General features: G+C 43.4%; 21 protein-coding genes. 2 read left to right on the top strand and 19 right to left on the bottom strand.

Annotated elements, in window-relative coordinates; translation table 11 throughout:
• Position 1: 1 nt before the first annotated feature.
• The 16 genes from tatB to ltnD form a co-directional block, all read right to left on the bottom strand.
• A complete protein-coding gene (gene tatB / locus PR675_RS13895) occupies positions 2–550 on the bottom strand; it encodes a Sec-independent protein translocase protein TatB (RefSeq protein ID WP_014656861.1) in 549 nt (182 codons plus the stop codon).
• Positions 551–553: 3 nt separating this feature from the next.
• A complete protein-coding gene (tatA, locus tag PR675_RS13890; RefSeq protein WP_004924718.1) occupies positions 554–847 on the bottom strand; it encodes a twin-arginine translocase TatA/TatE family subunit in 294 nt (97 codons plus the stop codon).
• A gap of 113 nt (positions 848–960) precedes the next feature.
• The gene (gene ubiB, locus PR675_RS13885) at positions 961–2,595 is read right to left on the bottom strand and encodes a ubiquinone biosynthesis regulatory protein kinase UbiB (protein WP_004924714.1); all 1,635 of its coding nucleotides are present in this window, start codon (positions 2,593–2,595) and stop codon (positions 961–963) included.
• Positions 2,582–3,235, bottom strand: a complete 654-nt coding sequence (locus PR675_RS13880) for a ubiquinone biosynthesis accessory factor UbiJ (protein ID WP_004924712.1) — start codon at positions 3,233–3,235, stop codon at positions 2,582–2,584. The genes ubiB and PR675_RS13880 overlap by 14 nt, the downstream gene beginning before the upstream one ends.
• A 1-nt stretch (position 3,236) precedes the next feature.
• Positions 3,237–3,992 carry a bifunctional demethylmenaquinone methyltransferase/2-methoxy-6-polyprenyl-1,4-benzoquinol methylase UbiE gene (gene ubiE, locus PR675_RS13875; protein WP_004924710.1) on the bottom strand — a complete coding sequence of 252 codons (756 nt, stop codon included), beginning with the start codon at positions 3,990–3,992 and terminating at the stop codon, positions 3,237–3,239.
• A gap of 76 nt (positions 3,993–4,068) precedes the next feature.
• Positions 4,069–5,424: a DNA recombination protein RmuC gene (gene rmuC / locus PR675_RS13870; protein ID WP_060560931.1), complete on the bottom strand. Its 1,356-nt coding sequence runs from the start codon at positions 5,422–5,424 to the stop codon at positions 4,069–4,071.
• 104 nt (positions 5,425–5,528) lie between these two features.
• Entirely contained in the window at positions 5,529–6,059 is a 531-nt protein-coding gene (locus PR675_RS13865) for a DedA family protein (RefSeq protein WP_004924706.1), read from the bottom strand.
• 70 nt (positions 6,060–6,129) lie between these two features.
• A complete protein-coding gene (locus PR675_RS13860; protein ID WP_004924704.1) occupies positions 6,130–6,912 on the bottom strand; it encodes a tyrosine-protein phosphatase in 783 nt (260 codons plus the stop codon).
• Positions 6,913–7,125: 213 nt separating this feature from the next.
• Entirely contained in the window at positions 7,126–7,881 is a 756-nt protein-coding gene (udp, locus tag PR675_RS13855) for a uridine phosphorylase (RefSeq protein WP_004924702.1), read from the bottom strand.
• A 258-nt stretch (positions 7,882–8,139) separates the two neighbouring features.
• Positions 8,140–9,516: a GntP family permease gene (locus PR675_RS13850; RefSeq protein WP_004924699.1), complete on the bottom strand. Its 1,377-nt coding sequence runs from the start codon at positions 9,514–9,516 to the stop codon at positions 8,140–8,142.
• Positions 9,517–9,526: 10 nt separating this feature from the next.
• Entirely contained in the window at positions 9,527–10,486 is a 960-nt protein-coding gene (gene denD / locus PR675_RS13845) for a D-erythronate dehydrogenase (RefSeq protein WP_004924696.1), read from the bottom strand.
• A gap of 55 nt (positions 10,487–10,541) precedes the next feature.
• On the bottom strand, positions 10,542–11,309 hold the full coding sequence (locus tag PR675_RS13840) for a DeoR/GlpR family DNA-binding transcription regulator (RefSeq protein ID WP_004924695.1): 768 nt from the start codon (positions 11,307–11,309) through the stop codon (positions 10,542–10,544).
• A 12-nt stretch (positions 11,310–11,321) separates the two neighbouring features.
• Positions 11,322–12,101 carry a 2-oxo-tetronate isomerase gene (gene otnI, locus PR675_RS13835; protein ID WP_060560930.1) on the bottom strand — a complete coding sequence of 260 codons (780 nt, stop codon included), beginning with the start codon at positions 12,099–12,101 and terminating at the stop codon, positions 11,322–11,324.
• A 10-nt stretch (positions 12,102–12,111) separates the two neighbouring features.
• On the bottom strand, positions 12,112–12,753 hold the full coding sequence (otnC, locus tag PR675_RS13830; protein ID WP_036941979.1) for a 3-oxo-tetronate 4-phosphate decarboxylase: 642 nt from the start codon (positions 12,751–12,753) through the stop codon (positions 12,112–12,114).
• On the bottom strand, positions 12,746–14,023 hold the full coding sequence (gene otnK, locus PR675_RS13825; RefSeq protein ID WP_060560929.1) for a 3-oxo-tetronate kinase: 1,278 nt from the start codon (positions 14,021–14,023) through the stop codon (positions 12,746–12,748). Before otnK ends, otnC begins: the two co-directional genes overlap by 8 nt.
• Entirely contained in the window at positions 14,020–14,928 is a 909-nt protein-coding gene (ltnD, locus tag PR675_RS13820; RefSeq protein ID WP_036941982.1) for an L-threonate dehydrogenase, read from the bottom strand. Before ltnD ends, otnK begins: the two co-directional genes overlap by 4 nt.
• 396 nt (positions 14,929–15,324) lie before the next feature.
• On the opposite strand from ltnD, the gene PR675_RS13815 reads away from it, so the two are divergent.
• Positions 15,325–15,714, top strand: coding sequence for a YidB family protein (locus tag PR675_RS13815; RefSeq protein WP_004924685.1), 390 nt, complete (start codon positions 15,325–15,327; stop codon positions 15,712–15,714).
• 68 nt (positions 15,715–15,782) lie between these two features.
• On the opposite strand, the gene metE is transcribed toward PR675_RS13815, so the two are convergent.
• Positions 15,783–18,056 carry a 5-methyltetrahydropteroyltriglutamate--homocysteine S-methyltransferase gene (metE, locus tag PR675_RS13810; protein WP_053110155.1) on the bottom strand — a complete coding sequence of 758 codons (2,274 nt, stop codon included), beginning with the start codon at positions 18,054–18,056 and terminating at the stop codon, positions 15,783–15,785.
• Between the two features lie 108 nt (positions 18,057–18,164).
• Between metE and metR the strand changes: the two genes are divergently transcribed.
• Positions 18,165–19,121, top strand: coding sequence for an HTH-type transcriptional regulator MetR (metR, locus tag PR675_RS13805; protein ID WP_053110154.1), 957 nt, complete (start codon positions 18,165–18,167; stop codon positions 19,119–19,121).
• Here the strand turns inward: metR and PR675_RS13800 are convergent.
• Together PR675_RS13800 and PR675_RS13795 are read right to left on the bottom strand one after the other, a co-directional pair.
• Positions 19,021–19,905, bottom strand: a complete 885-nt coding sequence (locus PR675_RS13800; protein WP_014656864.1) for a carboxylate/amino acid/amine transporter — start codon at positions 19,903–19,905, stop codon at positions 19,021–19,023. The genes metR and PR675_RS13800 overlap by 101 nt on opposite strands.
• 17 nt (positions 19,906–19,922) lie before the next feature.
• Positions 19,923–21,572, bottom strand: a complete 1,650-nt coding sequence (locus PR675_RS13795; protein ID WP_004924681.1) for a Na+/H+ antiporter — start codon at positions 21,570–21,572, stop codon at positions 19,923–19,925.
• Positions 21,573–21,647: the final 75 nt, after the last annotated feature.

Genomic DNA, 21,647 nt, shown 5'->3' with positions numbered 1-21,647 from the left:
TCTATTTTTCGCTTTCTGTCTGATTAGGATTTTTTTTCTCTGTAACGCCATTTTGCTGGTCGCTGTCATTGTTTAGCGATGGCTTTGTCGGCTCATCGACGACAGCTGCCATTTTTGCTGCATATTCAGGATCAGGATCCGATTCAGACTCTGGTGGTTGCGAAGCTTTATTTTGAGCATCTTTAACTGCATTGTCGTAGTTATCAGTTAACTCTTTTGCTTTTTGTAGCTCACTTGCAACGCTCTCTGTTGTCGAGTGATATCCTGTTTTTAATGATTGTGCAGCTTGGCGAAGCTCATCCATAGATTGTTTCAGTTCAGGGGAAAGCGTTTCCATACCCGCTTTTTCCTGAACTTTTTTCAACGTGTCTTGTAACTCTTGCAATTTGAGTTCTTGTGACAATTCATTTTGCACATTGGAGGCTAATGAACGCATCGCACGGATCCAACCAGCAACAGTTCTCACTGCTACTGGTAGGCGCTCAGGGCCTAAGACGACAAGACCAATAACTGCAACAAGCAGCAGTTCACTGAAACCTATGTCAAACACGGTTTAACCCTGCTCTTTATTTTTGCTCTCAACTGGGCTGTCTTTCTTGTCAGCAGCCTGTTGCTGTTCTGTAATATTTTTAGGTGCAAAGTCAGCATCTTGTTTTTCTTGCTCTTCTTTTGCAGCCTTAGCAGCTTCATCATCGTTCATCGCTTTTTTAAAGCCTTTCAATGATTCACCTAAATCCGACCCCAGAGAACGTAATTTTTTGGTGCCGAAAATTAAAATAATAAGTAGAGCAATAATAATAAGTTGCCAAGGGCTACCAAAAGCGGCCGTTGCAATAGTTGATTCCATTGTTTATACCTCTGTAAAAGTGGGATCAATAGTTATTTATCCCATTATATACAACCTGCTCACAATACGGAAATATTCACAGGCTTATAAACTTGTCGCAAAACAAGGTTTACTTAACTTTTCCCCGATTTATACCAGCCTATAATCCATGATAACGCGCCAGCAGACATAAATGCTATAGCCATTCTATTTGAAGCGGAAATAAAGAATAAACTCCCGCAAAGAATCAGTGTTGCACCAATTCCTAATAGGTATTGAGACTTACGCTGTTTATTACGTTGCTGTTTTAATTGTTCTGACAATTGTTCGATATTGGACTGTAAGAACTTATGTTGACGCAAAGCACCATAAATTAAGTCTGGAATTTCAGGCATTTTCTCGGCCCAGTAAGGGGCTTTCTCTTTTAACGCTTGGGTAATTGCAGGAATACCGACTTGACTGTGTACCCAATCTTCTAAAAATGGTTTCGCCGTTTTCCATAGATCCAATTGAGGATAAAGCTGACGGCCTAAGCCTTCAATATAGAGTAAGGTTTTCTGTAGCAGTACAAGTTGGGGCTGCACTTCCATATTGAAACGGCGCGCAGTATTAAATAAGTTTAATAGCACATGCCCAAATGAAATTTCAGCTAACGGTTTTTCGAAAATAGGTTCACAAACGGTTCTGATAGCAAACTCAAAATCTTCAACGTTAGTATCTGCTGGCACCCAACCTGAGTCGACATGCAGTTCAGCGACCTTGCGGTAATCACGATTAAAGAAAGCAATAAAGTTCTCTGCAAGATAGCGCTTATCTTCTTTATTCAGTGAACCAACAATACCACAATCGATGCCGATATACAGCGGATCTTCAGGGTGCTCATAGCTGACAAAAATATTGCCGGGGTGCATATCTGCATGGAAAAAGCTGTCACGAAAAACTTGAGTAAAGAAGACTTTCACGCCTCTTTCCGCCAAGATTTTCATGTTTGTCCCTTGCGCTTTTAAAGCCGCAATATCGGAAACAGGAATACCATAGATACGCTCCATGACCATAACGTTTTCGCGACAATAATCGGCATAAACCTCTGGTACATATAGCATTGAGCTATTCTCAAAATTACGACGAAGCTGGATAGCATTAGCCGATTCACGTAAGAGATTTAGCTCATCGATCAAGGTTTTTTCATATTCACGAACCACTTCTTTAGGGCGTAGACGGCGACCATCAGGCAGTAAAGGCACCCAATTAGCGATACGATACATGAGTTTTACATCCGCTTTGATAACCGGCAGGATATCAGGACGGATAACTTTTAAAACGACTTCCTTACCATTTTCTTTGAGTTTTGCGGTATGTACTTGAGCAATCGAAGCTGACGCTAGTGCCTTTTCATCGAAATCATCAAACCACTGTTCGAGTGGGCCGCCTAATGATTCTTCAATGTAACGACGAGCCAGTTTGCCGTCAAAGCTAGCGACCTTATCTTGCAGCAAAGAGAGTTGGTCAGCGATAGCGGGTGGAAACAGATCGCGTCGGGTAGATAGCATCTGCCCAAACTTGATCCAGACAGGCCCCAATTCTTGTAAAGCTAAACGTAAACGCTCACCAAGCTCTTTGCCCTTATGCTGGTTTTTAATCCAAAAGAAACCAAAACGACCAATACGCAGCGGTAGCGTCAGCTTTACTTTTGGGATGAGCTCATCCAAACCATACGAAAGGAATACCCGAATAATAAAGTAGAGACGTTTTATTTCACCGGGCGTCATTATACTCCTCCAACTGGCTCAATCGTTTTTCTAGCTCACTTAGTGAATCAGAAACTTGTTCTACTTCATCACTAAAATAAGCCAGTTCGAGTGGGTTTGGAGCCATTTTCCACTCTTCAAGCAGTGTGTCTTTGATATAGTTTTTTTGCCTGCATGCTAAATGTGAAGCTAAACTCGCGCCCTTGCGTAGTACTTGGCTAATACCTTGTGCCGCGACATCGCCTAAGTAAGGGGATAGATAGTGTGCAGGATCCCAAATTGCCATATCTAATAATGACGACCAATGCTGTACAACCTGCATATCACCTTCAATAACAATTTCACCACTATTGATTAGCTGTGATAACTGTTGTTTGTCTTTTAGCTTAATTAGCGTAAAGAGGGATGTTTTGATTGTACAATCAGCAGGCTCATGCCATTGGCTTAAAACATCGACATGGTTATCACTGAAAATCAACGTCAATGTTTTATTCAGCTCTTTCAAATCGATAGACATGACTTTACCCGCTAAGCGTGCTCTAGCGGGTTTTAAGACCGATTCTTTAAATAACATATGATTCAAACATGTTTCCATGAATGCCGTCATTAAAGAATATAACACTGTATTTTGGCTTTCAGCCTGTGCTGATGTGGCTTCCATCTTAGAATTTAAACCCTTTATGCAATGCGACAATACCACCTGTCATATTGGTATAGGAGACTTGTTCAAAGCCTGCATTTTCCATCATTGATTTCAGTGTTTCTTGGTCTGGGTGCATACGGATAGATTCTGCAAGATAACGATAGCTATCAGGATCCCCAACCACAGCTTGACCAATACGAGGTAGAACATGGAATGAATACGCGTCATAAGCCTTATTAAGCGGCTCAATAACAGGCTTAGAGAATTCAAGTACTAGCAGACGACCACCTGGCTTTAACACTCTGAACATTGAGCGTAAAGCTTTGTCTTTATCGGTCACATTACGTAGCCCAAAAGAGATGGTGATACAATCAAAATAGTTATCAGGGAATGGCAGTTCTTCTGCGTTGGCTTGAACATAGCTAACATTACCAACAATACCAAGATCACGTAATTTTTCACGTCCCATTTTTAACATAGAGTCGTTAATATCAGCGAGGATCACCTCACCTTTTTCACCGACAAGACGAGAAAACTTCGCGGTTAAATCACCAGTACCACCAGCAAGATCTAAAACACGTTGGTTACGACGTACACCACTGGCTTCTATCGTAAAACGTTTCCAGACACGATGAATGCCGAAAGACATTAAATCATTCATCAAGTCATATTTTGATGCTACAGAGTGAAAAACATTAGCCACAAGGCCAACTTTATCTTCTTTGCCTACGGTACGGAAACCAAAATCAATAGTTTCTTTTGATGGTTCTGTCATTTCTATTATGCCTGTTTATAATTCAAACTTTTGTAGGAAGTGTAACAGTCTTTGAGGTAAAACCCTATCAAGAAGTCTAAGATTCCGCACAATATGGCTTATCTGACTTTTCAACGAGCTGTGGTGAAATAGGCTGTTTTACCTCAACCCCCATTTCTTTAAAGCTTTCTGCCTGACTAATTAAATTACCACGCCCCTCAGCCAACCTTTTCATTGCGGATTGGTAAGCATTATCCGCTTTATCAAGGCTTGCCCCTAAAAGTTGCATGTCATCAACAAAAAGGCGTAATTTGTCGTACATTTTTGCGGCTTTTGCGGCAATTTCTTGCGCATTTTGCCCTTGGCGTTCATAGCGCCACAAATTGTTAATTGTTCGCACCGCCACTAATAATGTGGAAGGGCAAACTAACATGATATTCTGTTTTATACCTTCATCAAGTAGCGCAGGCGATTCTTTTAAAGCCAATAAGTAAGCCGGTTCAATTGGAATAAACATCAATACATAATCTAAAGAGCGTATCCCCGGTAGTTGATGATAGTCCTTATGACTTAGCATACGCATGTGATTACGAATTGAAGCTACATGGTTTTTGATAGCCTGAGTTTGTTCGTCAGGGTCTTCACTATTGAAATATCTTTCATAAGCGACCAGTGACATTTTTGCATCAACAATCACGTCTTTACCTTCAGGCAAGCGGATAATCACATCAGGCTGATAACGGCTGTTATAGCTGGTATTAATACTGACTTGTGTTTCAAACTCACTCCCTTTGCGTAAACCAGAAGCTTCCAAGATCCGCGTCAGAATGGTTTCTCCCCAGTTTCCTTGGATCTTGTTATCCCCTTTAAGGGCTCGAGTCAGGTTAACCGCTTCTTTGGTCATTTGAGTATTTAGCTGCTGTAACTGACGGATTTCATACGCCAGTGTATGCCGCTCTTTGGCTTCTTCACCAAAGCTTTGCTGTACCTGTTGGCGGAACCCTTCAAGCTGTTCACGAAATGGGGATAACATGGCAATCAAGCTTTTTTGCTGCTGCTCTGATGCCCTACGCTCATTCTGCTCAAAAATCCGGTTGGCTAAATTTTCAAATTGAATCGTTAACCGCTGCTCACTGTTTTGCAGCAGGCGCTGTTTCTCTTCATTGGCTAGCTGGCTTTGCTCAAAACGTGTTGTGATTTCTCGTAATTCAGCTTCTTGCTCACGATTAATATCTCTGAGTGTTCGCAACTCTTGATCGAGACGTTCATATTCCATTTTCCACTCAGAAAGATGGATGTTTTTTTCATCACTGGCCGCAAGTTGACGATTAATGTGTTGGAGTTCTTGCTCTTTTTGATTAAGTTTTTGCGCAATAAACAGCCAAACGGCTAAGCCGCCAATTAATATACCGCCAAGGGCGCCAATAACCCCATATAAAAGAGAGGTATCCACAGTTAAATCCTTACATGACGAGATCTAGGGTAAGGTAATCGGATACTGTATATCAGTCCAGAAGTAATTTAAAACAAGCCCTAAATTGCGAGACGATTCGCAGCTTAGCCCATCCACTGAGCTAGCCAACGTAATCCAAATGCGCCTGGCGCTAATATACCAAATGCCCAAATCATCGCAGACACTAAGTTTGCCGCCTGAAAATAGCGTTTAGGCATTTTACAAATCCCAGCCACTAAAGGTACGACGGCTCTGAATGGGCCGAAGAAACGCCCTAAAAAGACACTCCATATGCCCCAACGATTGAAAAAGTGCTGCCCTCTATCAATCATTTGAGGTTTGCGAGAAATCGGCCACATTTTACGGACGTTATCTTTATAGTGAAAACCAAACCAATAGGAGAGCCAATCACCAAAAAATGCCCCTAACGTTGCCGCAAGCCATACAGGCCAGAATGTAATACCACTTTCGCCGATGAGGGCACCTAAACCTAACAGGATGACAGTTGCAGGCAACAGCAAAGATAAAAAGGCTAAAGATTCACCAAATGCTAGAAAGAAGATGATTGGCAGCGCCCATATTTCATGTTCACGGGTAAATTCGGTCACTGTATGGACGATTTCATTCAACGTCACAGCCTTTCTCCCTTTATAATGGATTGGTTTAATACATTAACTAATATGTAATAAACCAATCTTAAACTAATTATTCGAGAAAATAACTTTGAAGTAAGCTTCTGCCAGCATTATCCAGTCCAAAATCACTCTCCAGCCATTTATCAATACTACCATAATGTGTTTTTATGCTATTTATGGCTGTCATAAGAAATTCTTCACGCACAGAATAGACATACTCAAACTTTTTCACCACACTGTCACTCATCCTTTGTGCATGCTCTTCCAATAAATGCTTACGGAATGGCGCGAGGGTTTCATTTGTCAGTAGGTAATCTTCCATGACGGTATCTAAGTCTGCACCCAGCGCAAATAGTACCAAAGCGGCGCCAACACCAGTACGATCTTTACCGACCGCACAATGCTGAACGATCCCCCCTTTTTCAGGCTGCTTTAACATACTCACAAGTTGATGGTAAGCAGGATTATTTAAAGGCAATAGCTCGTAAAGGCGCCCCATAAATATTTTAGGGTCAAACTGTTCAAGTGACTCTGGTGTCAGTTGGCCTAAATCGGCACTGACCTCCTTTGCCATAGGGTTCGCTGGGGCATTAACATAATGAGCACCATCCCAAATCATATCTGGTTTTGCTTTTGTTTCCGCCACATCACGGTAATCCAATATTTGATAAAGGTTTTGTGATTGTAAAACGGCCAAATCCTCTGTCGTTAAATGGTTCAAAGCTCCTGAACGAAATAGCACGCCTGATTTTATTTTGTTGCCATTGGCTAATTTTTTTCCGCCGAGGTCACGGAAGTTAATTCCACCTTTTAACGGTAATACTGAAGGGTGTAAATAAGGTGTTTTTGTCATAATTATCGCTACCTATGATATTGATTATGACTAAAACCATAACAGATTATGACCGGAAAAAAATCAGAAAAAATACCCGCCGTTAAGCAGGTATTCATAAAAGAGTGCATTGAAATGTAATCAATATCGAAAAAGAGAAAGAAAACTGGGCTCGTCTACGGTTTATTCACAACCGAGCGAACATCAAAGTAAACGAGCCAGTAATAGGAGAAATTAAAGTAGACGACGCGCAGCTTCAACAACAATGCTTAATACATTGCTTTCTGTTTTCTTCAACAGTGCTTCGTCTGGAATTTCTTGTTGAGTACGGTTAACAATCACACCTGCAACCATACCCGCACGTAGGCCTTGGCTTGAGCACATGGTCAGCAACGTCGCTGATTCCATCTCATAGTTCATCACGCCCATATCTTGCCATTCTTTCATTGAACCTCTGAAATGGCGCATCACACGACCAGTATAGGTGTCATAACGCTCTTGGCCTGGATAGAAGGTATCCGATGAAGCAGTCACACCCACATGGACTGTTGCACCCGCTTCTTTCGCTGCATCATAGAGTGCATTCGTACAAGTAAAGTTAGCAACGGCTGGGTATTCCAATGGCGCAAAATGTTGGCTCGCACCGTCTAATCTTACGGCTGCGGTTGTCACTAACACATCACCAACATTAATATTTTCTTGAATAGCCCCTGTAGTACCAATACGCAAGAAAGTACGAATACCTAGCTGCGCAAGTTCTTCTACAGCAATAGAGGTTGAAGGACCACCAATTCCCGTTGAACAAATAATGACTGCTTTACCATCAAGCTCACCACGCCAAGAGGTGAACTCACGTAAAGAAGCGAGATGTACCGGATTATCCATCAGGCGTGCGATTTTTTCGACACGATTTGGATCACCGGGAACAATTGCAACGGTTGCACCCTGTAAGTCACTCTTTTTTAGCCCTAAGTGGAATACGTCAGACATATCAAACTCCTTTACACAATGGCATCATTGAATTTATACGTTGTGATTAATATAGCGGTAAACCCATGTCAATTTAGTGACCATAGTCACTTTTAATGGAAATGATTTTATCTAGATTTCATTAAATGGTGATTTAGATCACAAATTAATTGTTTTAAATACAAATATGCAATCAGTATAGACGATATGAAAGAAAGTCACGAAAAAGCGCCCGAAGGCGCTTTGAATTATTGGCAGAAATAAAAGATAGTTTATCTATCAGAGAACTACATCAAGGATCAGAACGCCTACTAGACCAATGGCCCAAGCTATCGTTGTTGGGATAGACCAAACCATCATCTGTTGTCTAACGTCCTTAATACCCATCATTCGGTTAACAACCCAGTAGAGGCTGTCGTTGAAATAACCAAAGAACAGTGACCCCATTGTCGCAGCTTGAGCCGCAACAAGCAGATTGATATCAGGGATCTGGCTAATAATGGGAGCAGAAATCGATGCCGCTGTGATCATCGCGACGGTGCCCGAACCCTGAATTAAACGTACCAATGTGGCGATAATAAATGGGATCAACACTGGAGTGATTGGTAAACTCGCCACATGCTCCGCTAAAATATTCCCCGTACCACTGTCACGTAAAACCGCACCTAACGCACCACCCGCACCTGTTACCAGTAAGATGATCCCGGCTGACTGTAAGCCTTCTTCCATGCGGTCGATGACTTCTTCTTTCGTCGCTTTTGGCATCAGCGTATAAACGGCAATCAACACACTGATAGACAGAGCAATTATTGGTGCACCAAGGAATTCAAAGGTTTGGAAATACCAATTATTCTCCATCCCTTGAAAGGCGTCGGTTTTTAGCAATAACCCGTTGACCGCATTGATAAAGATCAACAAGATCGGTGTTACGATAGGTAATACAGATAAGAAGAGGCTTGGTAACGGCTTGTTCGCCTTTTCTTCCATATAGCGGTCGTGAATTTCTTTCAGATCTGCGTTGTTGCTTTCATCGGGCATAAACTCAGGGTATTTAACAGCTAACCACTTCGCGTAAAATACGATCCCAATAACGCAAGGGATAGCAAGGGTCATCCCCGTTAAGATCATGGCACCAATATCCACACCGAAGATCCCAGCAACCCCTAAAGGACCCGGAGTCGGCGGCACAGTGTGGTGAGTAACCACTAAGCCACCAGCTAATGCGACACCAAGTGTCAGCAGACTACGCTTACCATTTTTCGCTAATGCCTTCGCTAATGGGTAGAGGATCACGAATGCGGAGTCAACGAAAATTGGAATACTGACGATATAACCTGTGATAGCCAGCGCCCATTCTTCGCGTTTTTTCCCTAACCAACGAATAAAGCTATACGCTATTTGTTCAGCGGCACCAGAAACTTCTAGTACCCTTCCCATCATTACCCCGAGACCGATAACAATACCGATACCACCGAGTGTGCTACCAAAACCTTTTGTAATTACAGAGACGGTTTCTGCGGCGGTTAACCCACCTGAGATACCTGCAATAGCTGCTGCAATCAACATGGCAAGTAACGCATGAATACGCGTTCGCAATACCAAGAAGATCAGGACAAATATGGCCACCGCGAGGCCAATAATAGGAATATAGGACATAGCTTATCCCCTATTGCTGTGAGCCGTGGTGAGTGATGAATGAACGAATTGCATCAGCAAACGAACCATCTGCACGGAAACCAAGGCCTAAAGCACGGCTAATATCGAATTTACCCGGCCAACTTGCGACAATACGGTTAATGGCTTCATCCGGTTCAAAACGGATCAGATCAACCGCTTTTTGGCCTGCGACATCACGTAGAGCATCAATCATCCCTTGAACTGTCACAGTGATCCCCGGTAAGTTAACCGTACGAGACAAGCCAAATTGCTCTGCTGAAATGGTTGCAGCATGAATGAAATTACTGACAACCGTTTCTGGACTCGAGAGCCACAACGCAAGTTCAGGTGAAACAGGGCAAACACTCTCAACCCCATTTAATGGCTCACGAATGATGCCACTGGCAAATGAAGAGGCGGCTTTGTTCGGAACGCCAGGGCGCACACTGATTGTTGGTAGGCGTAACACACGTCCATCAACATAGCCTTTACGTGAATAGTCATTAACCATCAATTCGCACATCGCTTTTTGTGCACCATACGATGATTGCGGGTTAACCACACAAAGGTCGGTGATAACGTCAGGTAGTTCACCGCCAAATACTGCTAATGAACTGGTAAAGATAAACTTCATTGCAGGGTTTTTAGCACGAGCCACTTCCAATAATTGGCGAGTCGCTTCGAAATTTACTTTCATGCCTAAATCAAAATCGCTTTCAGCATGACTACTCACAATAGCAGCGAGGTGATAAACGATGTCGGTTTGCGCATCAATCAGCTTATCAGCGGCACCCGGCTGAGTTAAATCTGTTGCAACACAACTCACTCTAGCGTCTTCAATTGGCGATGTAGGGCACTGAATATCCGCTAAAACGAGTTGGTCAAATTTAAAACCCTGGCTGTTTTTAAGTAAAGCAGCGGCTAGCTGCTGACCCAAAAAGCCAGCGCCGCCTGTAATGATAACTTTCATTGTTATTCTCCTTGAATAGCCCTAATTTGAGCTATTCATCATTAGGTAAGATTATTTATGTCTTTATTAAATGAAGTTTTATATTTTGTTCTGTTATCCGCTGCACAGCATCGTTTGGTAGCTGATCATCACAAATAATGTCGTGCAATTGATTTAGTGGGCAAACACGGAACATGCCATATTTACCAAATTTGCTACTGTCAGAAACCAGCACACAGCGCCGAGCAACATCCAGTAATGTTTGTTTTATTTGTACTTTTTCTTCATGAGGCGTGGAAACCCCATGCAGTAAATCCCAAGAGCTAGTGCTAATAAATGCCACATCAACATTTAGGGTTTTCAGCATCATTGCGGCGGTATTGCCAACACACGAATGGTTACGTTTATCCACTTGCCCCCCCGTGTGATACAGATTGAGTTGTGATTTGTTCATCAAATATTGCATGATAGAAAAATCATTAGTCACAATCGTCAAATTAAACCGTTCACCCAGCACACGGGCTATCTCAAATGTCGTTGTTCCCGCATCGAGATAAACCACTTGCCCATCTTCAACGAGCGATGAGGCAAATTTACCTATTTCACGTTTGCTTCGATGATGTAAACGCGCTTTCTCACTCCAAGGAAGCTCTTGGCGTAACGCATCGTTTAACCGAACACCACCGCTTATTGCAACGACTTTCCCTTCCTCTTCTAGCATGCGGATATCACGTCTTACCGTCATATGCGACACATTCATTAGCTCCACCAAGTCGTTAATCGACACGGTTTGGTACTCATGGACGTAACGGTAAATAAAATCACGACGCTCTGAAGGGATCATAGGCTCTCCTGTTTAAGACTGTGCTTGTTTCAGCCAACCTAAACCGTCTTCGGTACGACCTGCGGGGCGATATTCACATCCAAGCCAACCTTGATATCCCATTTCATCTAATTGTTTGAAAATCCATGGGTAATTGACTTCACCACTATCAGGCTCATGACGATAAGGAACTGAAGCTATCTGAATATGACTAAATTTATCCCATAAACGCTCAATTGTTTTCAATAAATCACCTTCCATGATTTGGCAGTGATAGAGATCCAATTGAATAAACACATTTTCACGTGCGATCTTTGGTAGCAATGCCTCAGCTTGCTTTTGCGTAGTCAAAAAGTAACCCGGCATATCACGCGTATTGATAGGCTCAATTAATACACGAATGCCATGCTCAGCCATAATATCTGCGGCATATTGAATATTTTTAATAAAACACGCTTGCTGCTGTTCAGGGGTAAATCGGGCATCCAATTTACCTGCCATCGCATGCACCTGCTTACAACCCAACGCTTTGGCATATTTCAGTGCCGTCTGTACGCCTTGTGCGAACTCATCTTCACGACCCGGAATAGATGCCATGCCGCGTTCACCCGCCGCCCAATCGCCCGCTGGCATGTTGAACAGCGCTTGAGTTAAACCATATTTTTCCAACTGTTCAGCTATCGCTTCAGGTTGTTCTTCATAGGGGAAAAGATATTCAACGCCAGTAAAGCCCGCTTGTGCAGCGCGTTCAAAGCGCTGAATAAAAGGAACTTCGTTAAACATCATACTGAGGTTTGCTGCAAATTTAGCCATATCAGGTGCCTCATTTCTTTGGATAACGGCTTTCTAGCTCGTTAACTTGCTCTTCAGTGAGTGTTGTAAAACCTTGCTGGCGTAATGTGATATATAAACGCGCCGTATCTTCCAACTCTTCAGCATTGAAGAAAGCTTGCCTTAAGGTTTTACCGCCAACAACGGGTCCATGATTCGATAGCAGTACTGCGTTATGGTTAGGAGCCAATTTTTCAATTTCTTCACCAATACGGTCATCCCCCGGTGGCAAGTATTGAATTAATGGCAATTTGCCGACTCGCATCACGTAATAAGGCGTGATTGGCGGCAAGCAATTGCTGCTATCAAGCCCTGATAAACACGACAGTGCGGTTAGCCAAGGGGAGTGTAAGTGAACCACCGCTCGGCAATCAGGACGCTGTCGATACATCGCCATATGCATAGAGACTTCTTTAGTGGGCTTATCGCCATCGATCCAGTGCCCTTCTGCATCCAACTTACTTAGTCTTTCAGGATCTAAATCCCCAAAGCTGGAGTTAGTTGGCGTGACGATAATGTTCCCATCCGGAAGTTTGGCACTGATGTTTCCAGCTCCGCCACTACTATAGCCACGGTTAAACATCGATTTAGCCCAATCAGCCAGCTCTTGGCGTAGTGCCTTTTCTTCACTCATTAAACATCTCCTGTGCGTACTGGAAGAAATTCTCTTGGCCGAAATTACCCGATTTGAGTGCCAACCAGTGACCGCTTGTTAAATCTTGAACCCATGGAACGCCCGGTGCGATTGGCGCACCAATGCTTAATTGCTCGGTTCCTAGGCTTTGAACGACTTTGCCGGATGTTTCGCCACCCGCAATAATAAAGGTGTTATAACCTTGTGCTTGTAAAAGTTTTACCACTTCCCCAAACACATTTTCCACTGCGCTACTCGCTATATCTGCCCCATACGTCTCTTGAATTTTTCTCAGAATTTCAGGTGGTTGGGTCGCATATAATAGTGGTGCGAGTCCTGTTAATTTTTGCTCTTGAACCCACGTTGCTAATTGTTGGGCATAGAGAGGGTTATCAATACACTCCCCGACATCCACGACTTTAGCTGGTGCAATTTGTTGGTAGCTTTGCACTTGTTTGTTGGTCATTGCTGAGCAACTGCCAGATAAAATCACGGTCTGACGGCCTTGGCGGCTAGGCGTTTCACCACGGCTACCACCTGCCCCCCATTCACATCCGGTATCCACATTGGCTAATGCCGCCCCAAGTCCAGAGCCGCCTGTCAGTAAAGGCATCTCTTTTACCGCTTTGGCGATCGGTAACAAATCATTCATTGTTAATGAATCAACAACGATGTAACTCGCACCTTGCTCGGCTAAGGTTGCTAAACGCTGTTTAATTAGCGTGCTGCCTTGCTGAATATCAGATAATGGGATCAGCCCAGCTTTACCTTCAGATTGCTTTTCCATCACCCTCATCAAGTTAGCATCCGTCATTGGCGTCACGGGGTGATGCTGCATACCACTTTCATTGAGCAGCTGACCATTGACAAATAAATGCCCGTGAACCACGGTTCTGCCATTAATGGGCAGTGCAGGACAAATCAGTGCAACTTGAGTATCAAGCTGCTTCATCAACGCGTCAGTCACTGGGCCAATATTGCCTTTGTCAGTGGAATCAAATGTGGAGCAATATTTAAAGAAAATTTGTTGGCAGTGTGCTTGTTGCTTTAACCAACGACATGCGTTTAACGATGCGTTAATTGCTTCATCTACAGGACAAGAACGGCTTTTTAGGCTGATAACAATCGCATCAACATCGTGTGGTACGACTGTATTGTCATCTGGTTCATTCAGTAATTGAACGACTCGCCAGCCGTTCTGGACCATAAATCCTGCGATGTCGGTTGCACCAGTAAAATCATCGGCAATCACACCTAATTTCACAGTCATACTTTTTTCTCCGGTAAAGCAATGCCTTTGAAAGTTTTGATCACTGCACTGTCATCTTGAAGGCCAAAACCTTCGTTACTTGCAGAGATAAACATTTGATGAGCAGTGGCCGCGATAGGTAATGGGAAGTTCAAGGCTTTCCCTGTTTCCATGACCAACCCTAAGTCTTTCACAAAAATATCAACGGACGATTTGGGCGTATAATCACCATCAAGAACATGCTGCATACGGTTCTCAAACATCCACGAGTTACCCGCTGCATGTGTCACGATGTCATACATCATATTCAGGTCGATACCCGCTTTGGCAGCTAATGCCATGCTTTCGGCAGCAACCGCAATATGAACCCCAGCAAGTAGTTGATGGATGGTTTTTACTGTCGACCCCAACCCCACCTCATCACCGACACGATATAAACGCTCAGCTATCGCCTCAAAAACTTCGTTAAGCTGTTCAAACAAGATCGGAGCGCCAGATGCCATCACCGTTAGTTTGCCTTCTGCCGCTTTCAGCGCGCCGCCTGAAATAGGTGCATCCATCAGTGGTAACTGATATTGCGCCAAACGCTGAGCAATCTGTTTTGTTTGCTCAGCAGATAGCGTACTATGCAACATAATAATAGTGCCTGGCTGCAACTGCTCTACCAGAGGCTTATCGCCACCAAATAGGATTGCCTCGACTTGGCGACCATTGACGACAACTAACAGTAAAGCTTGCAGATGTTGAGCGTACTCCGCCGCATTTTGGCCTACTGCGACAGCACCGGCTTGCTTTAAGATTTGGCAGGCATCTTGGTTTAGGTCAAAGCCATAGGTAGGAATATTATTTTTTATTAGGGATTTAGCGATCCCCATACCCATTGAGCCTAAGCCAATAACACCGACGTTCTTAACGAAATTTCCCATAACAACCCCTGATGTTGTTAATCTTTGTTATTGATGTGAATTCTCACATAACAAAATTCACAAACACATGATGGATATCACATTATGAATAATATAAAAAATCACCAATATTATTTTAATTTATTGTTTTTAATGCATTTTTAATTTTTGGTAATTCACAAAACAATTCACATCGCAATGTGATAAAAAATGTGATGAGAGCGTGGTTTATACCTATCAAATGTAAAAAATAAAACTTTTCCGCTTTTCCGTTCAGTTAAATCGCAATAGCATCATTTTTGATTGACGCCTCGCTGAAATTGACCAAAATAGCCGATTACTTAATTTTTAGGGATCCTTTAACGCACTGAACACGCTGTTGAAGCCCACAGTTTGAGAAATAATGAGGAGTATTAAATGGGTTTGTTCGATCAACTGATCACCATGGTTGCCGGTGATAAAATGAGCCAGTTTCAATCCGTAATTGAATGGATTGATAAACAAGGTGGGTTAGCAGGGGTTGTTGATAAATTTAACCAACAAGGCTTAGGTGACATTATTCAATCATGGATCAGTAACTCTGAGAACCTACCTGTGAGCGTTAACCAATTAATTCAAGTTTTTGGTAACTTAGATATCCAACAATTAGCTCAAAAAGTGGGTATTGACCCGCAAGAAACGACAGAATTGATCGCCAAATATCTCCCAAAACTCGTTAATCAAGCTACACCAGAAGGTGTTCTGCCAGAACACGTTGATTTGTCTGCAGTTGGCATGAATATGCTGAAAGAAAAGTTGTTTGGTTAATACTGCCTCATCAAAGCAAAAGTGGTAGGTTAACCAACATGCTAACCTACCACTCACCAATATTTAGCTTAGTATTCGCTTCTTAACCTTTTAGCAGCTTCCACCATGTTAGCCAATGATTGACGTGTCTCTGTCCAACCACGGGTTTTCAAGCCACAGTCAGGGTTCACCCACAGACGTTCAACCGGAACACGTTTAGCAGCTTTTCTCAGTAGCGCCACAATCCACTCAACATTTGGCACGTTTGGTGAGTGAATATCATATACACCTGGGCCAATTTCATTGGGATAATGGAAGTCTTCGAAAGCATCCAACAATTCCATGTCAGAGCGCGAAGTCTCAATCGTGATCACATCAGCATCCAGCGCAGCAATCGAATCCATGATGTCATTGAACTCGCAATAACACATATGGGTGTGGATCTGAGTGTCATCATCGGCAATTGCCGCACTGAGTTTAAATGCTTCTACTGCCCAATTTAAATATTCAGCCCACTCATCCTTACGTAATGGCAAGCCTTCGCGAAGTGCAGGCTCATCGATTTGAATAATGCCAATCCCCGCTTTTTGTAGATCATCCACTTCATCGCGTAGCGCCAAAGCAATTTGTTTGGCAATTGTTTCACGACTAATGTCTTCACGCGGGAATGACCAACATAGGATAGTCACAGGCCCCGTTAACATCCCTTTGACTGGCTTTTCAGTCAGCGATTGTGCGTATTTCGCCCACTCTACCGTGATAGCTTCTGGTCGGCTAATATCTCCAATAATGACGGGAGGTTTCACACAGCGCGAACCATAGCTTTGTACCCAGCCATTTTGTGTAAAGACATAACCGTCAAAATGCTCACCAAAGTATTCAACCATGTCGTTACGTTCGGCTTCACCATGCACTAACACATCAATATCAAGCAGTTCTTGCTCTTTAATCGCCTGCTTAATGTGTTCACTGATACTGGTACGATAGTGCGTTTTATCTAAGTTACCTTTTTTGAAATCAAGGCGCAGTGTTCTAATTTCACTCGTTTGTGGAAACGAACCAATTGTTGTGGTTGGCCATAATGGCAAATTAAAGCGTTCACGTTGACGTTGAGCGCGTATTTCATATGGGCTATTACGTTCAGCATCCCCTTTACGGATCCCTTGCAAACGCTGATTGACCGCCGCATTATTGACACGAGTTGATGTCTTACGAGCACGAACCGGAGCGCTGTATTGTTCTAATCCAGCAAGATGCTCTGCCGTTGGCTCATTTAACGCTTGGCTTAGTAATGCTAATTCCGCACATTTTTGTAGCGCAAAAGCAAACCAACTTTTCACTTCTTCATCTAAGCGAGTCTCATCGTTGAGATCGATAGGGCTATGGAGTAGTGAACACGATGAGCCGACCCACAAATTACGTTGGCCTAACAACGGCTTAATACGTGCAAACTTTTCACCTAAGTCAGCTTTCCATACGTTACGACCATTGATAATGCCTAATGAGAGCACCCAATCTTGTGGTAGCGCTTGGTGTAATTTTTCGATGTCATCTTGCCCAGCGACAACATCAACATGCAATCCCTGTACTGGTAGCTGTTTAATCAGATCCAGATGGTGACTGATGCCATCAAAATAGGTTGTCAGCAACAGTTTGGTTTTCCCAGCTAACGCTTGATAAGCCGTTTGATACGCCTGCTGCCACTCTGTTGGTAAATCTAACACCAGTGCTGGTTCATCAATTTGTACCCACTCAATTCCTTTTTGCGCTAAACGTGCAAGAATTTCTTGATAGACAGGTAGCAGATCATTCAATAATGATAAACGATCGAATGATTCACCTTTTACTTTGCCTAACCATAGGTAAGTCAACGGACCAATTACAACAGGTTTGATAGTATGGCCTAGTGCTAACGCTTCATCGACTTCCTCAAACAGTTGTGTCCATGATAAGCTGAATTTCTGCCCTTTTTGGAACTCAGGTACGATGTAGTGGTAATTGGTATTAAACCACTTAGTCATCTCGCCTGCCGCTGCTGGCTTTCCTGTTGGCGCGCGGCCACGAGCCACTCTAAATAGTGTATCTAAATCAATTGAGCCATCTTCGTTTTGATGACGTGGAGGTACATTCCCCAGCAATAAGCTCGTCGTTAATACTTGGTCATACCAAGCAAAATCACCGACTGGTAATAGTTGCACACCGGCATCTTTTTGTTGTTGCCAGTGACGAGCACGTAATTCACGACCCGTTGCTAAAAGCGCTGCTTGGTCAATTTTTCCAGCCCAATAATCTTCTTGTGCGCGTTTTAGCTCCCTTTTCAGACCGACACGAGGAAATCCAAGTGTATGATTTATAACAGACATATTGACCCCTTAAAATTTTTAGCCGTCTAGATGTTTACACATCTATAATCAACAGGTACTGTATAAAGCACAAGCGCAAATTATTCATTGTCATCTTGAAGGTTTCTCATGATCGAATTAAAACATCTAAAAACATTGCATGCGCTCAGCCAACATGGCTCATTGGCAGCGGCTGCAACTTACCTGCACCAGACTCAGTCAGCATTGTCACATCAATTTAGTGACTTAGAACATCGTTTGGGCTTTAAGCTATTTATTCGTAAAAGCCAGCCATTACGATTTACACCGCAAGGGGAAGTGCTATTGCAACTGGCACACCAAGTATTACCAATGGTGAAAGATGCTATTCGTATTTGTAATGAACCGGGCGTGTCGACGCTACGTATCGCTATCGAATGCCATAGCTGCATTCAATGGCTAACACCTGCATTACAGCAATTTAGGCAAACATGGCCGCAAGTTTCAGTGGATTTTAAATCGGGAGTGACTTTTGACCCGCAGCCCGAATTACTTTCACGAGAGCTGGATATTGTACTGACTTCAGATATCTTGGCTGATAAAGAGATCCACTACACGCCGCTGTTTGATTATGAAGTAAAATTAATTGTGGCTAATGATCACCCTTTAGCAAAAAAACCGATTATCGAGCCTCATGCTCTCGCCGATGAGACCTTACTAATTTACCCAGTACAACGTCATCGCTTTGATGTTTGGCGCCATTTCTTACAGCCAGCCGGGGTTTCACCAAAGGTGAAAGCCGTTGATAATACATTGATTTTAATACAGATGGTGGCAGCTAAAATGGGGATCGCCGCATTACCACATTGGGCGGTGGATTCGTTTGAAAAACAAGGGTTAATTAGTATAAAAACATTAGGGAGTGGTTTGTGGAGCCGGTTGTACGCTGCATGCCGTGAAGGAGAGCAACGCCAACCCGCTATTGAAGCTTTTACCAAAACGGCCACTAATCATGCCGTTGAGAATCTGTCTTACGTGAAACCGGTGAAAGTATCCAACGCCTATGTACCCACAGAGACGCGACAATCAGGCTCGCTCCAATGGTAAAACTCAACCAATCTGGATGCTGTTGCCAGATGGCAAAATTAACCAGTAGCCCCGCTGGAACCATCATATTATTCATGATAGCAAGGGTTCCGGCGTCTACTTTTGTGGCACCATAATTCCACATAAAGTAGCCGATGCCAGAAGCCACAACACCTAACCACAGTAAAACCCACCATTGAACATGTGTGGTTGGCACTAGCGATTTATCCCCAAATAGCCCCCATCCGAACAGTGCGACCAGCGTTGCACCGATATAAAACCATGAAAAAGCTTGATGCTGAGGGATAGGATATATTTCCATCAAACGCTTATATCCCACCTGACCGACAGCAAAGAAGATATTAGCTAATTGCACAAATATCAGACCTACCCAGAAAGATTCACTAAGATGGTCATAACGAATGATGGCTGCACCAATAACGGCAAGTAGCGAGCTAAACAAATAGCCCATCCGTAAACGCTGGCGCTCCAATAGATCATAAATGAGCGTCACATACAGAGGGGTGAGTACCGTAAATAACAAAAATTCCGCGACGGTGAGATGGCGATACGCTTGGAACACAAAGAAATACATAATACCGAGTTGGCATGCACCAACAATCATGTACAGCACAATCACTTTGAATCCCAGCCCTCGCCAACGTAAAAATGGCAAGAAGACCAATGCCGCTAAAGAAACACGTATTAGGACGGATAGCCAGCTATCCACTTGCCCAGCGAGATATTCACCAATAAGACTAAAAGACGCTGCCCAAAGCAGCGTCGTAATCACAAGTAACCACATTATTGTATTGTTCTCAATTAATGCTCTTTTTCAATCAATACAGCTTCCAACAAATCGAGATCCGTCAGTAAGGATTGCAGCGTTTCATTGCTAATTTTACGCGTTGCACGCAGGTGATATAACTCACCACGTTCAGCACGTAATGCGGTTAGCCTAAAGCGCCGCTCTAAATCTTCAATCTGTAAGTTATGTTCGATTTCATCTTGGCTAGCGGTACGTCGGCGCAAATGCCCCGTAACCCTTGAGGCCACTTCACTAATATCCTCTGGGTCTAATTTTTCATCAACATCCGCCGATAAACGCTCTTCCATCTTGTTTAAACTCACAATGGCGACTTCAGCCATTGCGGCTTTCGCCATACGAATTTCGTTAATATCCGCTTCTTTATCACCGACTTTAAAGTTGCGCAGCAACAGCGGTAACGCGATGACGCCCGCGAATATTGAGAATAAAATCACCCCTGCCGCAATAAAGACTAATTGATAACGCGCTGGGAAAGGTGAACCATCACTTAAAAAGAGGGGTACTGAAAGCACACCGGCTAAGGTAATCGCCCCACGAACTCCCGCAAAAGAAGCTAGCCACAGCTCACGTACCGTATAGTTAGCAAATTGCAGTGGCCTTTTTTTCAGGAACAGGCGGCTAAACCTTTTCATGAGCCATAACCAACAAAAACGCAAAATTAGCAAGGCAAAGTAGATAATGGCGACTGCCGCAAACAACATCCACGTTTCTACGCTAGGATCCAGTTCCGCTTGCAGTACTGATGTTTCCCAAATCCCCGGCAATTGTAAGCCAAGCATGATAAACACCAAACCGTTAAATACGAATTCTAACATTGACCATACGCTGTCAGCACGCAGTCTCATCGCTAATGGCGCATTACGGATCACCCCAGATTTGGTGATTGTCATCCCCGCAGCCACCGCAGCCAAAATGCCTGAGAAACCGATATGCTCCGCAATCATATAAGAGGCAAAAGGCAGCAATAACATAAAGACAATTTGGGTTGCAGGATCATCGCCACTCCAGCGACTCATTAAGCGCAATGACTTGCTGTAAACCCAAGTCACAATGATACCGGATAGCAAACCACCTATCGCCACTTTAAAAAATTCAATCGTGACGCCAGACACTGAGAACATCATGGTTTCCATTGCAATCGCAACCGCAAATTTTAATGCAACCAGACCTGAAGCGTCATTCATCAATGCTTCGCCTTCCAACACGCTCATCATACGCTTAGGTATACGACCTTTACCGACAATCGAAGAGAGCGCTACCGCATCCGTTGGCGAAAGGACAGCAGCAAGTGCAAATGCAGCAATCAAAGGAATACCCGGCATTAACCAGTAAATGAGATAACCGATACCCACAACGGTTACCAATACCAGTACTAATACTAGGATGAAAATCTCACGACCATTTTGGAAAAATTCACGTGTTGGCGTTTTCCAGCCATCAACGAATAGCAATGGCGGGATCAATAGAACCATAAAGAGTTCAGGGTCAAACGTGACATGTAATCCAAACTGAGGCCATGCAAGCAATGCACCAATCGCGATTTGAATTAAGGGTAATGGAACGCGAACAGGGATGACTTTTGTCACCACACCTGAAACAGAAACTGCCAAAATTAAGATGAGAATAGTAAAGAAAATTTCCATGTTGCCCTTACTGATTAACGAAATGAACCAAACCCAAATATGACCCGTCGCAGCAGAATATTAGGTAGCTCGTCA

Origin of the sequence: Providencia sp. PROV261 (assembly GCF_028477945.1) — a bacterium.
Lineage (GTDB): Bacteria > Pseudomonadota > Gammaproteobacteria > Enterobacterales > Enterobacteriaceae > Providencia > Providencia stuartii.
The sequence above is the reverse complement of the archived record's forward strand: the minus strand, read 5'-3'. Positions and strand labels throughout refer to the sequence as shown.

Excerpts from the sequence above, each read along its gene's own strand:
- tatA (WP_004924718.1), bottom strand. The coding sequence starts at position 847 with ATGGAATCAACTATTGCAACGGCCGCTTTTGGTAGCCCTTGGCAACTT.
- ubiB (WP_004924714.1), bottom strand. The coding sequence starts at position 2,595 with ATGACGCCCGGTGAAATAAAACGTCTCTACTTTATTATTCGGGTATTC.
- PR675_RS13880 (WP_004924712.1), bottom strand. The coding sequence starts at position 3,235 with ATGGAAGCCACATCAGCACAGGCTGAAAGCCAAAATACAGTGTTATAT.
- ubiE (WP_004924710.1), bottom strand. The coding sequence starts at position 3,992 with ATGACAGAACCATCAAAAGAAACTATTGATTTTGGTTTCCGTACCGTA.
- PR675_RS13860 (WP_004924704.1), bottom strand. The coding sequence starts at position 6,912 with ATGACAAAAACACCTTATTTACACCCTTCAGTATTACCGTTAAAAGGT.
- udp (WP_004924702.1), bottom strand. The coding sequence starts at position 7,881 with ATGTCTGACGTATTCCACTTAGGGCTAAAAAAGAGTGACTTACAGGGT.
- PR675_RS13850 (WP_004924699.1), bottom strand. The coding sequence starts at position 9,516 with ATGTCCTATATTCCTATTATTGGCCTCGCGGTGGCCATATTTGTCCTG.
- denD (WP_004924696.1), bottom strand. The coding sequence starts at position 10,486 with ATGAAAGTTATCATTACAGGCGGCGCTGGCTTTTTGGGTCAGCAGCTA.
- PR675_RS13840 (WP_004924695.1), bottom strand. The coding sequence starts at position 11,309 with ATGATCCCTTCAGAGCGTCGTGATTTTATTTACCGTTACGTCCATGAG.
- otnI (WP_060560930.1), bottom strand. The coding sequence starts at position 12,101 with ATGGCTAAATTTGCAGCAAACCTCAGTATGATGTTTAACGAAGTTCCT.
- otnC (WP_036941979.1), bottom strand. The coding sequence starts at position 12,753 with ATGAGTGAAGAAAAGGCACTACGCCAAGAGCTGGCTGATTGGGCTAAA.
- otnK (WP_060560929.1), bottom strand. The coding sequence starts at position 14,023 with ATGACTGTGAAATTAGGTGTGATTGCCGATGATTTTACTGGTGCAACC.
- ltnD (WP_036941982.1), bottom strand. The coding sequence starts at position 14,928 with ATGGGAAATTTCGTTAAGAACGTCGGTGTTATTGGCTTAGGCTCAATG.
- PR675_RS13815 (WP_004924685.1), top strand. The coding sequence starts at position 15,325 with ATGGGTTTGTTCGATCAACTGATCACCATGGTTGCCGGTGATAAAATG.
- metE (WP_053110155.1), bottom strand. The coding sequence starts at position 18,056 with ATGTCTGTTATAAATCATACACTTGGATTTCCTCGTGTCGGTCTGAAA.
- metR (WP_053110154.1), top strand. The coding sequence starts at position 18,165 with ATGATCGAATTAAAACATCTAAAAACATTGCATGCGCTCAGCCAACAT.
- PR675_RS13800 (WP_014656864.1), bottom strand. The coding sequence starts at position 19,905 with ATGTGGTTACTTGTGATTACGACGCTGCTTTGGGCAGCGTCTTTTAGT.
- PR675_RS13795 (WP_004924681.1), bottom strand. The coding sequence starts at position 21,572 with ATGGAAATTTTCTTTACTATTCTCATCTTAATTTTGGCAGTTTCTGTT.